Genomic DNA, 15249 nt, shown 5'->3' with positions numbered 1-15249 from the left:
TAGCATGTTGGACTTCTTTTTTTTATCCTTTCTTATGTCGAATTCAGGTTAATTATTAAAATCAGATGCGTTCATGAATGCGTAGTCATTGTCATAAAAATTTGCAAAATTTATGCTATAGTCGAACTATAGTCAAACCATCAAACCGATTTTGCAATCGTGGTTTTTATGAAATTAATCAACAAAAATAAAAGGAAGGACAATGACAACTTTTAGTAATTTTACCTATGAGGAATTAACTATCGGGCAAACTGCCAGCATGACCCGCCAAGTGACCGCAGATGATGTCAAAGCATTTGCGCTTGTTACCCATGACTACAACCCTGCGCATCTCGATAATGAGTATGCCGAGCAGAGCCAGTTTAAAGGCGTGATTGCGCATGGTATGTGGACAGCAGGTCTATTATCAGCCTTGATTGGCACCAAATTCCCAGGCTTGGGGACAATTTATCTGAACCAAAGTTTGTCTTTCCGTCGTCCTGTGCATATCGATGATACCTTAACCGCGACCTTGACGGTGAAAAGTAAAGACGATAGCAAAAAATGGGTGGTGTTAGATTGCCAAGTGACCAATCAAGACGGGAAAGCGGTAGTGACAGGCGAAGCACAAGTAATTCCCCCTACTGAAAAAAGCAGCCGTGAAGCGGTAAAATTAGACGATTTTACCCTGCGTCAAACCTTCACAGAATAATCAGTCGGTACAAAATAGACAGCATCAAAGTGTTCCACTTATTGACGACAATTATTTGCTACAATAAAGCCAAGAGATTCTTTGGCTTTTTTTATAATTTTTTGATAGCAGATAAACCATGAAAACATTAACGCCTGAACAACAACAAATTTTAGCCAATGTCAAAATGCCGGACGACTGGAAGCAGGCCTTGGCGACAGAGCTAACGAGCAGTAATATGGATAAGATTCGCCAGTTTTTGCGAGATCAATATCATGCGCAAAAAGTGATTTATCCCTCGGGTAGTCAGATGTTCAATGCGTTTAATTTGACGCCTTTGTCGCAGGTTAAAGTAGTGATTTTGGGTCAAGACCCGTACCATGGCGCGGGACAAGCGATGGGGTTATCTTTTTCTGTGCCCAAAGCCATCCCCAAACCCCCGAGTCTACAAAATATTTTACGAGAGCTCGCCGCCGATTTGGGTATCGCCCCGTCAAAACATGGCGATTTGACCCATTGGGCAACCCAAGGGGTGCTGCTACTCAATAGTATGTTATCTGTAGAAGCAGGGCAGGCGGGCAGTCATCAGCGTATTGGCTGGGAAACGTTCACTGATGCGGTGATTGAGGCAGTCAATCAGCACTGTGAGCACTGTGTCTTTATCTTATGGGGGAGTTACGCACAGAAAAAAGGCCGTTTTATCGATACATCCAAGCATTTAATCATTACAGGCACGCATCCATCACCGCTTGGTGCCAATCGGGGTGGTTTTTTTGGTACGCGTCCTTTTTCCAAAGCCAATGATTATCTGATAGCGCATGGCAAAAGCCCGATAGATTGGCAGTTGCCACAGTAGTTTGGGTGGTATCATAATGAGTGCAAGTGAGCATGACTATTATAAAAGCGGCTTTTGTGACAGCGATGACGTCTTTATGCAAGCGGCGCTTGATGTTGCAGCCGAGGGCGGACAGCTGGGGGAAGTGCCAGTGGGTGCCGTGATTGTGCATCAAGGCACCATCATAGCCAAAGGCTACAATCAACCGATTTTAAGTCATGATGCCACTGCCCACGCCGAAATAGTGGCAATAAGGCAGGCGTGTCAATATTTTGATAATTACCGTCTGCCAGCGGATTGTGAACTGTTTGTCACGCTTGAGCCTTGCACCATGTGTCTAGGAGCGATTATTCATGCCAGAGTATCGCGCTTGGTGTTTGCAGCGACAGAGCCGAAAGCAGGCATGATTGTCAGCCAGCAGGATTTTAGCCAAGTGACGTTCTATAATCATTGTTTGAAAGTAGAACAGGGGCTAATGGCAGAGCAAAGTCGCGCGTTGTTGCAGGATTTTTTTCGCCATCGTCGTGAGCAAAAAAAACAAATGCGCGAGCAGTTAAGGGCAAACCAATAACCAATGAGTCTCTCAAAACCATTCTTTAAAATCAAAACTAGGCTTTAAAATAAAAACCATTGCATAAAAAAAGGCAACCCATCGGCTGCCTTGTTTGACAAAAAAAACGGTTAGATTTTAAGAATTAAGTATTAAGTATTTTCAATGAGGTTATGACGCTTTTGGCGTTAAACAGTTACGCTGCATCAAAAAGCCTTGCCAGCCAAAAAAGCTAAAGTTACGGATGTTGGCATGGTTTGTACCTTTTGGCTCTGCTTTAACACTGTCATAGTGCTCAGCAAACAGTTTTAGCGTATCTTCTTGGATCAAATGGTTAAGTAGTGCAAACCCAAACACTTTCGCACTGCCTTCATTTTCGCCCGCCGCATTGTGCACTTCGCCATTGACAAACTCAGTTGGGCGATAGTCATAGTAACTATCGATGATAGCTAACACGGAAGCAAAATCTAGCGATTTGTTTTCTAATTTAGCTAATAGTTTTGATACTTCTAGCTTATCAATAGCGCTCATAGTTACTCCAAAAGTCAAAATAGCGACCGTCATTAACGATTAAAATAATCGTCCTCAAACGGATCAAACGCTGGGTTAAAATTATTGTTGGTCTGACCAAAACCGCGGTTTTCCATACGGTTTTCTAAATGACGCATTTGCTGACCGCTGTTGCGCGGTTGAGAGGGTTTACTGCGCTCTTGGGGAAAGGCCTCATGACTGGCTGCCCCAAAACCACTGCGGTCTTGACCCATTCTATCATGGGCGGCAAAATCGACTGGGTGATTATCATAACCCATGCGTTCATGCCCAGTTCGTTCATGCCCAGTCCGTTCGTGTAGAATTCTTTGATAAATCTCTTCACGGTGTACGGCAATGTCTTTTGGCGCATTGACGCCCAGTCTGACTTGGTTACCTTTTACACCCAGTACGGTGACACTCACTTCGTCACCGATCATTAACGTTTCGCCAACACGGCGAGTCAAAATTAACATGCGTCACACTCCTTATGTCGCAACAAGTACCATCAATGTCCTATGATGATTCAACGATAAATTAGCTAAATTCGTCAAATATATTATCATGTATCATTGCCCAATGATACGTTAAAGACAGACTGCAAGGGCATAATTTAAGCTTAAGCGAACTCATCATGCACGGCGGCTATTTGCCAACAGTCAAAATAGGCATTGAGGGGTTAGTTGCGTTTGTGCCCAATAAACGAGATACCATTATAAACGAAATGCGGAAGTAAAAAAAAGGTTAACACCCGCAAAACGCAGATATTAACCTTGTTTTTGTGGAGAATTACAAATTTCTTATAATCCAGCAACCTTGCTTTCACCGTCTTCACGGTCAAGACCAAAAGCGGTATGTAACGCTTTAACCGCTTTTTCCAGTTGTTCTTCTTGAATCAGTACCGAGATTTTGATTTCGCTGGTAGAAATCATTTGGATATTGATGTTGTTTTCTGCCAGTGTTTCAAACATTTTGCTTGCTACGCCTGCATGTGAACGCATCCCCACACCCACCAGTGATACTTTAACCACTTTGTTATTGCTCACGATTTCTTTGCCACCAATCTCAGCAAGATTGTCACCCAAAATCGCTAGGGTTTTATCAAAATCCCCACGGTTAACGGTAAAGGTAAAGTCGGTCAATCCGTTTTCTGCGATGTTTTGGATAATCATATCAATTTCGATATTGGCAGCACTGATCGGGCTTAAAATCGATGACGCAATACCAGGGCGATCAGGCACTGCTAAGATAGATACTTTAGCTTCGTCACGGTTAAAGGCGATGCCCGAAATAATTGGTTGTTCCATGCTGTCTCCCTCATCGGTGGTAATTAATGTACCTACATTCTTTTTAAAATCATCATCGAATTTACCATCGGCGTTTTCATCAAAACTGGATAAAACACGCAGTGGTACTTGGTATTTTCCGGCAAATTCAACCGAGCGAATTTGCAACACTTTTGAGCCAAGGCTTGCCATTTCTAGCATTTCTTCAAAGGTAATTTTTGATAATTTTTTGGCTTTTGGTGTCACCCGTGGATCCGTAGTATACACGCCGTCAACATCGGTATAGATTTGACATTCATCGGCAGATAGGGCAGCAGCCAATGCAACCCCGGTGGTGTCCGAGCCACCCCGACCTAAGGTGTTGATGTCACCTTTTTCATCCACCCCTTGGAAACCCGCCACTACAACGACCATGCCAGCATCGAGTGCGGCGCGAAGCTGACTATCATCGATATGTTGAATACGGGCTTTGGTATGACTATCATCGGTACGAATCGCCACTTGTCCGCCCGTCATTGACTTGGCGCTCACACCGATTTCATTTAATGCCATGGCAAGTAAAGAAATCGAGACTTGCTCGCCGGTTGATACCATTTGGTCGTATTCACGAGCGTTCGGTTCTTTGCTGATTTGACGTGCCAAATCAATCAAGCGATTGGTCTCACCACTCATGGCAGAGACGACAACCACCACTTGATGACCATTGTCATGCCAACGTTTGACGCGCTGTGCCACATTTTTGATACGTTCGACACTACCCATCGACGTACCACCGTATTTTTGTACGATTAAAGCCATTGTCAATACACCCTATAATATCGCGCACGTTGTTTACAATTGCTATCCAAGACTTGTTTAGCAGTCGGTGGTGGATTATTTGGCAGATTGTTTACAATGTCACGAAACGTAAATTAAACGGTACTTTATACCATATTTCCCAATTTTGGGGCAAGGCAAAATTGCCAAAAATCCCCAAATGACTGGCTGAAAATTGGATGGGTATCATGAACCAAAAGTTATCAGTTTAGGCAATCGGTTGTAGCGGTAGGGTTAAAGCGCGTTGCACGGCAGGACGGTCATCCAGGTTTTTTGCCCAGCGTTGTAGGTGGGTGTAGTTTTGCACTTGTAAAAACTCGCCAGCGTTATACAATTTGCCCAGTGCTAACTGACCATACCATGCCCAAATCGCGATATCCGCGATACTGTAGTCATTACCTACCATAAACGTGCGAGTCGCTAAATGTCGGTCGAGTAAATCCAATTGGCGTTTGGTTTCCATGGTAAAGCGATTGATGGCATATTCAAACTTCTCTGGGGCATACGCATAAAAATGCCCAAAGCCGCCACCGACATACGGCGCAGCGCCCATTTGCCAAAACAACCATGACAAACATTCGGCACGTTTGGCGGTGTCTGTTGGGATAAACTGCTCAAATTTTTCGGCAAGGTATAACAAAATAGCCCCTGATTCAAACAGTTTAATCGGTGGATTAACGCTGTTATCCACCAGTGCGGGGATTTTAGAATTGGGATTGATGGCAACAAAATCTGAGCCAAATTGGTCGCCATTCATGATGTCGATTTTGTAGGCGTCATACTGTGCGCCTTCAATACCGAGCTCTGCCAATTCTTCAAGTAACATATTGATTTTGATGCCATTTGGGGTGTTAAGGCTGTAAAGCTGCAAAGGATTTTTACCAATCGGTAAGTGTTGCTCGTGGGTCGCTCCTGCGGTAGGGCGGTTGGTACTGGCAAATTTGCCGCCGTTAGCTTGGTTATTTATCCATATTTTTGGGGGTTGGTAATGATTGTCCATGATTTTTCCTTTTTGATTATAAGTTTTTTAAAGGTATAAGTGTGTTTTAAAGCTTTTTTGGTTGATAAGATGTTAGATATGATTATAGAAACGATTATACACAATGTGCTTTAGGCTTTATGATACCGAATGTTTGGCTAAAGTAAATAACGCTTTGATTAAGCCTGATTAAACGCATGCCTTATATAGCCGCATAAATATAGCCGCATAAAAAAATAGCCGCATAAAAAACGCCGAATAAGTCATTCGGCGTTTTTTTAGGTGTAGTTTTAATTAGGCAAGTCGCTCAGCCAACCAATTTGGTAGTGCTTCTAATACGGCTGGCAATCCTGCCACATCAGTTGCGCCGCCTTGGGCAAAGTCAGGTTTACCACCGCCTTTACCGCCAAGCTGCTCGCTTAAGTGTTTGATGATATCGCCCGCTTTGATTTTGCTGGTTAAATCTTTGCCAACACTGGCAGTCAAGGCAATTTTATCGTCAGCCACGCCTGCGAGCACCACGATGCCATCATGCAATTTTGACTTCATGTCATCGGCAATCGTGCGTAATGCTTTACCATCCATGCCTGGTAAGCTTGCAATCAGCACTTTTTGCCCGTTGATATCTTGCACGTTGTTGATTAAGTCTTTGGCTTGGCTGCTGGCGAGTTTTTGCTGCAAACGTTCAAGTTGTTTTTCAAGGTCGCGTGTTTTGTCGGTCAGTTGATTGACACGGTCGGCGATTTCGTCGCGCTTCGCTTTGAGCTGACTGGCAAGTTGATTGAGCTGTTTTTCACCTTGCTGCACATATTTGACTGCGCCCATGCCTGTCACCGCTTCGATACGGCGAATACCTGCCGCGATACCTTGCTCACTGACGATTTTGAATAAGCCGATATCACCCGTGCGTTGTACATGCAGACCACCACATAGCTCGATGGAGAAAGGCTTGCCGTCTTTATCTACCGTACCCATCGACAATACGCGAACCGTGTCACCATATTTTTCACCAAACAGTGCCATCGCGCCTTTGTCTTGCGCTTGCGTCATGCTGAGCATTTCTACAGTGGCAGGTTGGTTGGCAAGGATTTGTTGGTTGACAATGTTTTCAATGGTGATGATGTCTTGCTCAGTCAAGGCTTTGTCATACGAGAAGTCAAAACGCAACACCTCACTATTGACCAATGACCCTTTTTGGGTGACGCCTGTGCCAAGATGCTCACGAAGGGCGGCGTGCAGTAGGTGAGTGGCGGAGTGGTTTTTGGCACTCATGGCGCGTACTTGGCTTGCGACGCGTGCTTCGCTTGACTGACCCTGGCGAATACTGCCCATTTTGACCACGCCATGATGAATGATGGCTTGACCAGATTTTTTGGTGTCTTGGACTTCAAATACGCCGGTCTCGGTTTGGATGTCACCCAATTCACCCGCTTGGCCACCGCCTTCAGCATAAAAAGGCGTTGCCGATAATACGATGACGCCTTCATCACCTTCATGCAATTGTTCAGCAGATTTGCCCTCAAAGTATAAATGGGTGATAGTGCTGCTGTGTTCTGCTTTGTCATACCCCAAAAATTCAGTGGCACTGTCAACTTGAATCAATTGGTTATAATCAACGCCAAATTTACCTGCTTCACGGGCGCGGGCGCGTTGCTGCGCCATGCCTTGCTCAAAACCAGCTTCATCAATGCTGATGTCGCGTTCGCGCACGATGTCGGCCGTCAAATCGGCAGGAAAACCGTAAGTGTCATACAGTTTAAACACCGTTGCACCCGATAAAGTATCGCCAGATTTTAAGCTATCTAATTCTTGTGATAGCAGTTTGAGACCTTGTGATAAGGTTTTGGCAAATTGTTCTTCTTCTTTTAAGATAGCTTGCTCAATGTTGGCTTGCTGTTCACGAAGCTGTGGGTAGGCATCGCCCATGATTTGGGCCAGTGGCGCGACGAGCTTATAAAAGAAGTTGTCATTAGCGCCTAATTTGTTGCCATGACGAACCGCGCGGCGGATGATACGACGCAGCACATAACCACGACCTTCATTGCTTGGCAATACGCCATCTGCAATTAAGAAGGAAACCGAGCGGATATGGTCAGCAAGCACTTTGAGTGATGGCTCAGACTGTAAGTCGATATCGTTTGGCAAGCCAATCACTTGCGCCGCGTGCTGCATGAGATGGGTAAATATATCGATTTCATAGTTGCTATGCACGCCTTGCATGATGGCACTAATACGCTCTAAACCCATTCCGGTATCGACACTTGGCGCAGGCAGTTTTTCAAGTGTGCCATCTTTTTGGCGGTTAAACTGCATAAAGACGTTGTTCCAAATCTCGACAAAACGGTCGCCGTCTTCTTCAGGCGTACCTGGCAGACCGCCCCAAATATGCTCACCGTGGTCATAAAATACTTCGGTACAAGGACCACAAGGACCTGTGTCACCCATTGCCCAGAAGTTATCCGATTGGTATTGACCGCCTTTATTATCCCCAATGCGGATGATGCGTTCGGCAGGCAAGCCCACTACGTTATGCCAAATATCAAAGGCTTCATCATCGGTGTGATACACCGTCACGTAAAGTTTATCTTTGGGTAGTCCAAGCCATTCATCCGATGTCAAAAACTCCCAACAAAATGGGATGGCTTGTTGTTTAAAATAATCGCCAAACGAAAAATTACCGAGCATCTCAAAAAACGTATGGTGACGGGCGGTATAGCCGACATTGTCAAGGTCATTGTGTTTACCGCCTGCGCGCACACATTTTTGCGACGATACCGCACGTTTATAATCGCGTTTGTCTATCCCTAAGAACACATCTTTAAATTGGTTCATACCGGCATTGGTGAATAGCAGGGTAGGGTCATTGTGGGGAACAAGGCTCGATGATGCCACTGGGGTATGACCATTTTCGGCAAAATAATTGATAAAAGCTTGACGTATATCGGCTGAAGAAAACGGACGGCTCACAGCGGCTCCTTAAGAGTTTTCAAAATTAAATTTGGCATGTATTATCAAAAAATGTAAACATTGTATTTTAGCAGAATTCATCCGATGTGGATAATGCTTTTATTTACCATGCCAAAGACTGCGGCAGACATCATGGATTATCGCATATTTGATAGTGCCAAGAAAAAAGATATTGGTTTTTGGGATAAAGTCACAGAATCGATTGATGAGCATTGTCAAAAAGCGGATATTCTACCGATGGACATGCGTAATTTAAGCTATAGGGTGTCTACAAAAATTATTGCCTACGTGCTATCATTGCCTAAAGAATATCAACAAAAAATCGTATTTATCACAGGTCAATAAAATGAGCTTAGTTATTAGTTTTGAGCATGACTTTACCAAAGCTAGAAGTTTTCGCCATTATGTAGCATTTGCACAAACTTTTTATGATGCCTGCAGTGCGGTAAGCAAGGCTATATTTTCATAGTGTACCGCTCAAATATTTGATAGAACCCACTTTTTAAAAGGGGTTTCTATCAAATTTCTATGCCATTGCTTTATTCTACACGCAAATAAATACAGATTACTTACAATGCACTACTCTATTTTTTCAGAAACTGCCCCTAATGGAAATAACTCTGTAAATTGCCCATATTCTTTTGGGTTTTTCTGATTGTCAGTAAAAAAAGGCAAGCCAATCAAACGATAATGCGGTGTGTCTTTTTGCAGAATCTTATCCTTGCCATATTCTGCTGTAATGGCTTCCAAAAAAGCTTCTTTCCATTTATCGTGTTCTGCTAAATGCTCGCCTTTGGGTTCAATGAAAATTTGATAATGCAAGAAGTCATCAATGCCATTAGAAGCCGATTTTTGTTTATCTTTTAATAACAAAATAAAATCAGGCATAAAGCCCTCACCATCAGCAAAGTTATTCAATTTAAACACTTCTTCATTGCGGATTAAATGAACGTCATATTGTGATTTCAAATTACCCAAACGCTCTGCAATAAATTGAATTAACGCTTCTTCTACACTCGTTCCAGCAAAATTATCCATCACATACCAATCATTTTGCGTGGCAATGGTGGTTTTTACATCATCTTTTTTAACCCATTTTTGTTTTGGTGTGCCAAAAATTTCCCACAATTTTTTAGGCGTAAATTCTTTTGTGCCGATAAATGGCGTATCACTTTCATTTAAATGTTTTTCAACCATTTCTAAGATTTTTAAACATCCAGCAAGTTTATCATCTGGGCGAATCTGTTTATCTTGCTCTAATCCTAAAAATTCAATTTGCCAATCTTTTAACAATTTATTTTGCAAGTCATTGCGATTTTGAATATTGAGTTTGCTTTGCAAGCGGTCAAAATGGAATAAAGATTGGCTATTTTTCCCTTTGACGTGCAATGCTTTATTGAAAATGTGCCGTTCCATTTCACTCATTTTTATGGTTTGAGTAAAATTATTTTGTGTGCCAATTTGTTGTGCTATTTCATCATTTTCATCGGCTGTAAATTGCGTTTCTTGCAACAGTTGATTGCCGTGAATTTGGAATGAAAGCGTTTGCGGATTGGTTTTTAAACTCTCTGCATTATTGGCTTTGGCATTAGGATTTTTTACTTTTTTATTTGCCCAAATCAATAAGTTTTTAAAATGTTCATTATCCGCAAATTCAGATTTTAGTTTGAATGTGGTTAAAACTTTATCTTTATCGTTTTCGGGAATAAAGCCATCTTTGCGAAGTTCGGCTTTTAATTCTGAAATATAGCGAGATTGCTCATCGTGCGTGTAATAAAACAACTCTTCCAAAATACGCAATTCGTGTTGCATGTCGTTGTCAAATTTGCGTTTATTCGGCTGTTTATCTTCAAACGCAAATGGAAAATAACGCACGCCACGCCCAATCAACTGCTTTTCTGATACGGTAGCAGCAGCCGTTTTGCCCGATTTTTTATTTGAACCGCCACCATTTTGCCCTTCATACAAACGCACAATATCAAACAAATTCAGAACGTCCCAACCCTCGGTTAATCTGTCCACTGTAAAAATGGAACGGATTGGATTATCAGCCGCCTCCAAATTGTTTAGCAGTTTTTCGGTTTCGCTGTCGGTTTTTTCGGTTTTGGTTTTGTTGGTTTCGGAGTTGGTAATAATGACATTGTGTTTTTGATAATTTTGTTTTACCCAATTTGCTAAATGCACAAACTCAAAGCCATTTTCCTGCATGAATTTTAGGGCTTGTTCGGTGCGGGTTTTGCCTTGTTCGTTGGCGTTATCGCTATCGTTTAAGCTTGCTGAAAAAGTCTTTAAAAACGAAAAATCATCCGCTTGCACATTTTCTACCCAATTTAAAAATGCCAAATAATCCGCTTTTGATTCATCAATCGTCTTACTTCTAAACAACATCACAGGCTTGAAATTGGCAATGCCATATTTCAACGCAATTTGATGACGATACCAAGCAAACAATAAAGCGTGCAACACCCGCTCTTTCTTGCCCAGTGTACTGGATACCAAATTGATTTCTTTGGTATAACCTTTTTGCAAAAATTCTTTTAAACCAAATTTTGTGATGATTTTATCAGCGTATTTTTGTTGCACTTCGGCATTTTCAGGCAGTGTGGCGGTAAATTCTAACAGCACATTTTCGCTAGGATTGCCATTTTTATTGAGCAGCAATTGCAAAACCATATGTTCCCAGCCTTTGCGTTCAATTTCGGCACTGCTAGTGCGGTCGTTAATTTCCTTTTCTAAATCCAATTCGCCTTGTTTTTTACCTTTGGTTTGCGCGTTTAAATGGTGTGCTTCATCGCCCAGCATCACAAGGTTTAAATTGTGCAAATCCGCCAATGTGGTTTGGTTTTCTCGCTCGGTGTGAATGTCATTATACAGTTTTTGAATACTGGTAAATTTAATTTCAATACCGTCTGAATGTGGGCTGAACGTTTCCACTTTGCGAATGGGAATTACCGTATCGCCCTGCAAAACCTTCTCGGTAAATAAAAATTTTGCGTGCGTCGGGTCAATAAAATTATTTTCCGTTTTATCCACGATATTATTTTGATTCACAAAAAACAGAAAATGCCGATATCCTTTTTCAAAATAATACAAAATCAACGCCGCCATCATCATTGTTTTACCAGCACCTGTTGCCATATTGAACAGCAAATGCGTTGGCTTATTTTTTAAATCAGGGAAATCGTCTAGCTCTGACATGCGGTCAAAAATCAAAAAGTTTTCAAGGGCGGATTTTTGCCATTCAAAAAAATCATATTTTAAGTTTTTGGTAATAAATTCAGGTATTTCCAGTAATTCAGGCTTGTATCTTTTAACCGCTTTACGTTCATTTTCAATCACTTCAAACAAAGTTTTATCATTCGCCATCTTTTTTCTCCGCTTGATTTTTTGCTGATTGATAGAATTCACGGCTTAACGCTTTATCGTCATCATTTAAGCAACCTGCAAATTGCTCATCATCCATTTCGGATAATGAAACATACATTTGATTTAAATCCAGCATTTCAAGCACCATTTGTTTTTGTTGGTCTAATGGTAAAGATTGAAATTCAGGCTCTTCAATAATTTGACTAAATTCATTTACGCTGACGTTGTATTTTAGGAAATAGCGTTCGCATAATTCATTAAACAGCGTTTTGATGCCGTCTGAATTTTCGCACGCCAAAATTTGTTGTTTTGCGGTTTCGTTAAATGGGGCAAGTTCGGCATAAACAAACTCGCCACCACCTTGCCAATTCACGGCTTTTGAAATACCGCCTTGCTCGCCGTCAATCACTTTTTTTAAGCGTTCAACGGCAAGTGTTTCAATATAATCCATTTGTTCAATGCCGATATATTGGCGGTTCATTTTGTGAGCAACGGCAGCGGTTGTGCCACTACCAAGATGGTAGTCTAGGACGAGGTCGTTTTCGTTGGTTGCAAGTTCGATAATTCGTTTTATCAGTTTTTCAGGTTTTTTCCCTTTTTTAAATGTAACTCCGCCTTCTGATGAACTGGTTTGAAAGACTTCATCAATCCATAAATCTGAAATTAGTAATCCATAAAAATTTTTATTTTCTTCCGTTAAGATGCGCTCTTGCAAAGGAATGAAAACACCACCATCATAGACAAGAATGGTTTTTCCAAAACTGTTTTCAAATTCAATAACTTCTTTATTATTAGTTTTACTGATTTCAATAACTTGTTTAATTTTTTCCCCCGCTTTTGAATTGTTTTTTTCTAATGAAAAAATATTTTTTGGATTATTTAAACAATATTCTTCTAACTCTGTATTATTCATTTTTGATTTTAAATCAGTAATTACATATTCCCCGTTTTCAAAAATAACTTCGTATTTGTAGTTAGAATTAAAAGATGATTTTATTAGTAATGGGTTGAATCTAAATTTTGGGGATTTTGAGTAAAATAAAATGTATTCTTTTAATTTAAACATTTGCTCCCCACGTTTGACATTGACAGCATTCACTCCGCTTGCTGTACTCGTTAAAGCAACTATTGTTTCTCTATGATGAAATAATTCGTCCATTAAAATTTTCAAATAGGCTTGTTCATTATCATCACATTGAACAAAAATCACGCCATCATCAGCCAACAATGTTTTTGCAATTTCCAGCCGATTTTTCATAAAAGTCAGCCAAGTGGAATGATTAAATTTGTCGTTGTATTTAAAACCGTCATTGCCCGTGTTATATGGCGGGTCAATATAAATCAACTTCACTTTGCCTTTAAACTGCTTGGCAAGCGAATGCAGGGCTATTAGATTATTGCCCTTGATAATGAGATTTTCAGCGATTGTGCCATCAGCATGGCGTTTGATTTCGCCAACCGCTTGTTTGCCGTCTGCGGTATAACGAGTGAATTTTGAGAATGCTTTTGCATCAAAAAGTCGGTCAATTTCATCAAAAGCAAGCGTTTGATTAAAAAAGATTTCTTGTCTTTTTCGGGTTAATTTGGTGTATAACTGACTATCTGACTGGTCATTATTACGTTTAAAATAAATCTCTTCGCCTTCTTCGGTGCTTTGTCCACCATTTAACACACAATCTTTAAACGGAAAATCCAACACAATATCACTGCTGTCTTTCAAAAAGCGGTTGCCGTCCGTCAAACCAATGCGGTTGGCATATTTTGTGTAGGAATTATTGACGCTATGTTTGTCCAAGAAAAAACGAAAATCCTGCAATTTAAACACCAAAACACCATTTATTTCCACAAAAAAATGGCGTTTTAAATCATCATTTCCCAATAGCAAACCAATAATGGTCGGGTCGGTTTTTTCCACCAAATCCAACAGAATGTTTTTTGCTAAAACGGTTTTTTCTTCGTTTGCCCATACTTTGTCGTGTGATAGCAGGGCTTGGGTTAATGCGGCTTGAAGGTCTGTATTCATAGGTTTAAATCCCGATAGGTAATTATCTTAGGTATTTTATCATCCGTTGCCGTAAAACCACCGACTTTAGGCGGTGGTTTTACGGCAACTCATACACTATAACGCTTGCATAAATTTTGCTAAAATAATTTGCATGAAAACACTCAAGCTACGCATACGAGATAAACACACAGCAAAGCTTAACCGCCTAAGTGGTTTGGTTAATTTCGTATGGAACTATGTCAATGCGTTAAGCTACGAGCATCTTAAGCGTACTGGCAAATTCTTTAGTGCGTATGATTTAAACGAATATACCAAAGGTAGTGGTGAACTGCTAGGCTTACACAGTCAGACTATCCAAGCCATCAATGAAACCCACGCCAAATCGCGTCGCCAATTCAAAAAAGCCAAACTAAACTGGCGAACCAGTAACCCACAATCAAAGCGTAAATCATTAGGCTGGCTACCCTTTAAACAATCCGCCATTAAACACATCGCCACCCATGCCACAGGTAAAAAGGGTCTAAAATCCACCTTACAACTTAGCCTAGCCAAAGGGCAAAAGCTAGTCATCGACCTATGGGACAGCTACAATCTATCGCTGTATCAAATCAACACACTAGAAATTGTCCAAGACAGCCGTAACCGTTGGTATGCCTGTATTACCGTCAAAGACTACCCCAAGACACAATGCGGTACAGGCAGTGTAGGCATTGACTTAGGGCTTAAAGACAGTGCCACCGCCTCAAATGGCGACAAACTCACCATCAAGCAAACGCTAAAATATGCAAAACAATTAGCTATAGCCCAACGCTCAAACAACAAAAAACGTATCAAGGCTATCCATGCCAAAATCAAAAATACACGCCAAGACCTCATCCATAAATTCACCACCCAATTAGTCAAAGACAATGCCCTAATCGTGGTCGGTGATGTGAAAACCACCCAATTTAACAGTAAAAAAGGCAAACTCGCCAAATCGGTTTACGATGCAGGTTGGTTTGAACTCAAAAGGCAACTGACTTACAAATGCGAGAACGCAGGTTGCCGTTTTGAAATCGTATCAGAGAAATACACTACCCAAACTTGCTCGTGTTGCGGTCAAATTGACCGCAATAGTCCGAAAGGTAGAGCAGGCTTGCGAATAAGAGAATGGACTTGTGCAATGTGTGGCACACGGCATGATAGAGATATTAATGCCAGTAAGAACATTCTTGCGGTCGGGCTTGACCGTCTTGTAGAAGGAATCC

General features: G+C 41.4%; 11 protein-coding genes and 1 pseudogene. 5 read left to right on the top strand and 7 right to left on the bottom strand.

What is annotated here, in order from left to right; all coding sequences use genetic code 11:
- The first annotated feature begins 202 nt into the window (after nucleotides 1-202).
- The 3 genes from RT422_RS11915 to tadA all read left to right on the top strand — a co-directional run bounded on the left by RT422_RS11915 (nucleotide 203) and on the right by tadA (nucleotide 2076).
- A complete protein-coding gene (locus RT422_RS11915; protein ID WP_201666139.1) occupies nucleotides 203-691 on the top strand; it encodes a MaoC/PaaZ C-terminal domain-containing protein in 489 nt (162 codons plus the stop codon).
- A 118-nt stretch (nucleotides 692-809) separates the two neighbouring features.
- Nucleotides 810-1526, top strand: coding sequence for a uracil-DNA glycosylase (gene ung / locus RT422_RS11910; protein WP_065264178.1), 717 nt, complete (start codon nucleotides 810-812; stop codon nucleotides 1524-1526).
- Nucleotides 1527-1542: 16 nt separating this feature from the next.
- Nucleotides 1543-2076, top strand: a complete 534-nt coding sequence (gene tadA / locus RT422_RS11905; protein ID WP_313422479.1) for a tRNA adenosine(34) deaminase TadA — start codon at nucleotides 1543-1545, stop codon at nucleotides 2074-2076.
- 150 nt (nucleotides 2077-2226) lie between these two features.
- On the opposite strand, the gene RT422_RS11900 is transcribed toward tadA, so the two are convergent.
- The 5 genes and pseudogenes from RT422_RS11900 to alaS form a co-directional block, all read right to left on the bottom strand.
- On the bottom strand, nucleotides 2227-2586 hold the full coding sequence (locus RT422_RS11900) for a HopJ type III effector protein (protein ID WP_313422477.1): 360 nt from the start codon (nucleotides 2584-2586) through the stop codon (nucleotides 2227-2229).
- A gap of 269 nt (nucleotides 2587-2855) precedes the next feature.
- A pseudogene (gene csrA, locus RT422_RS11895) lies at nucleotides 2856-3059 on the bottom strand (carbon storage regulator CsrA); the annotation flags it as partial.
- A 324-nt stretch (nucleotides 3060-3383) separates the two neighbouring features.
- Nucleotides 3384-4667 (bottom strand): aspartate kinase, encoded by a 1284-nt coding sequence (locus RT422_RS11890; RefSeq protein WP_036601295.1) that lies wholly within the window; start codon nucleotides 4665-4667, stop codon nucleotides 3384-3386.
- Between the two features lie 226 nt (nucleotides 4668-4893).
- Nucleotides 4894-5685 (bottom strand): glutathione-dependent disulfide-bond oxidoreductase, encoded by a 792-nt coding sequence (gene yghU, locus RT422_RS11885; protein ID WP_313422474.1) that lies wholly within the window; start codon nucleotides 5683-5685, stop codon nucleotides 4894-4896.
- 273 nt (nucleotides 5686-5958) lie between these two features.
- Entirely contained in the window at nucleotides 5959-8631 is a 2673-nt protein-coding gene (gene alaS / locus RT422_RS11880) for an alanine--tRNA ligase (protein ID WP_313422473.1), read from the bottom strand.
- 108 nt (nucleotides 8632-8739) lie between these two features.
- On the opposite strand from alaS, the gene RT422_RS11875 reads away from it, so the two are divergent.
- Nucleotides 8740-8976: a hypothetical protein gene (locus RT422_RS11875; RefSeq protein WP_278932406.1), complete on the top strand. Its 237-nt coding sequence runs from the start codon at nucleotides 8740-8742 to the stop codon at nucleotides 8974-8976.
- A 234-nt stretch (nucleotides 8977-9210) separates the two neighbouring features.
- Here the strand turns inward: RT422_RS11875 and RT422_RS11870 are convergent, their stop codons facing one another.
- Nucleotides 9211-12039, bottom strand: coding sequence for a DEAD/DEAH box helicase family protein (locus tag RT422_RS11870; RefSeq protein WP_313422471.1), 2829 nt, complete (start codon nucleotides 12037-12039; stop codon nucleotides 9211-9213).
- Nucleotides 11987-14020 carry a site-specific DNA-methyltransferase gene (locus tag RT422_RS11865; protein WP_313422469.1) on the bottom strand — a complete coding sequence of 678 codons (2034 nt, stop codon included), beginning with the start codon at nucleotides 14018-14020 and terminating at the stop codon, nucleotides 11987-11989. Before RT422_RS11865 ends, RT422_RS11870 begins: the two co-directional genes overlap by 53 nt.
- A 133-nt stretch (nucleotides 14021-14153) precedes the next feature.
- Between RT422_RS11865 and RT422_RS11860 the strand changes: the two genes are divergently transcribed.
- Nucleotides 14154-15249, top strand: a 1096-nt coding sequence (locus RT422_RS11860; RefSeq protein ID WP_313422468.1) for a transposase, incomplete at its 3' end; no start/stop codon positions are given.

Origin of the sequence: Moraxella sp. CTOTU49803 (assembly GCF_032097965.1) — a bacterium.
GTDB classification, from domain to species: domain Bacteria; phylum Pseudomonadota; class Gammaproteobacteria; order Pseudomonadales; family Moraxellaceae; genus Faucicola; species Faucicola tetraodonis.
Note: the sequence above shows the minus strand (reverse complement) of the source record. Positions and strands in the feature narration are given on the sequence as shown.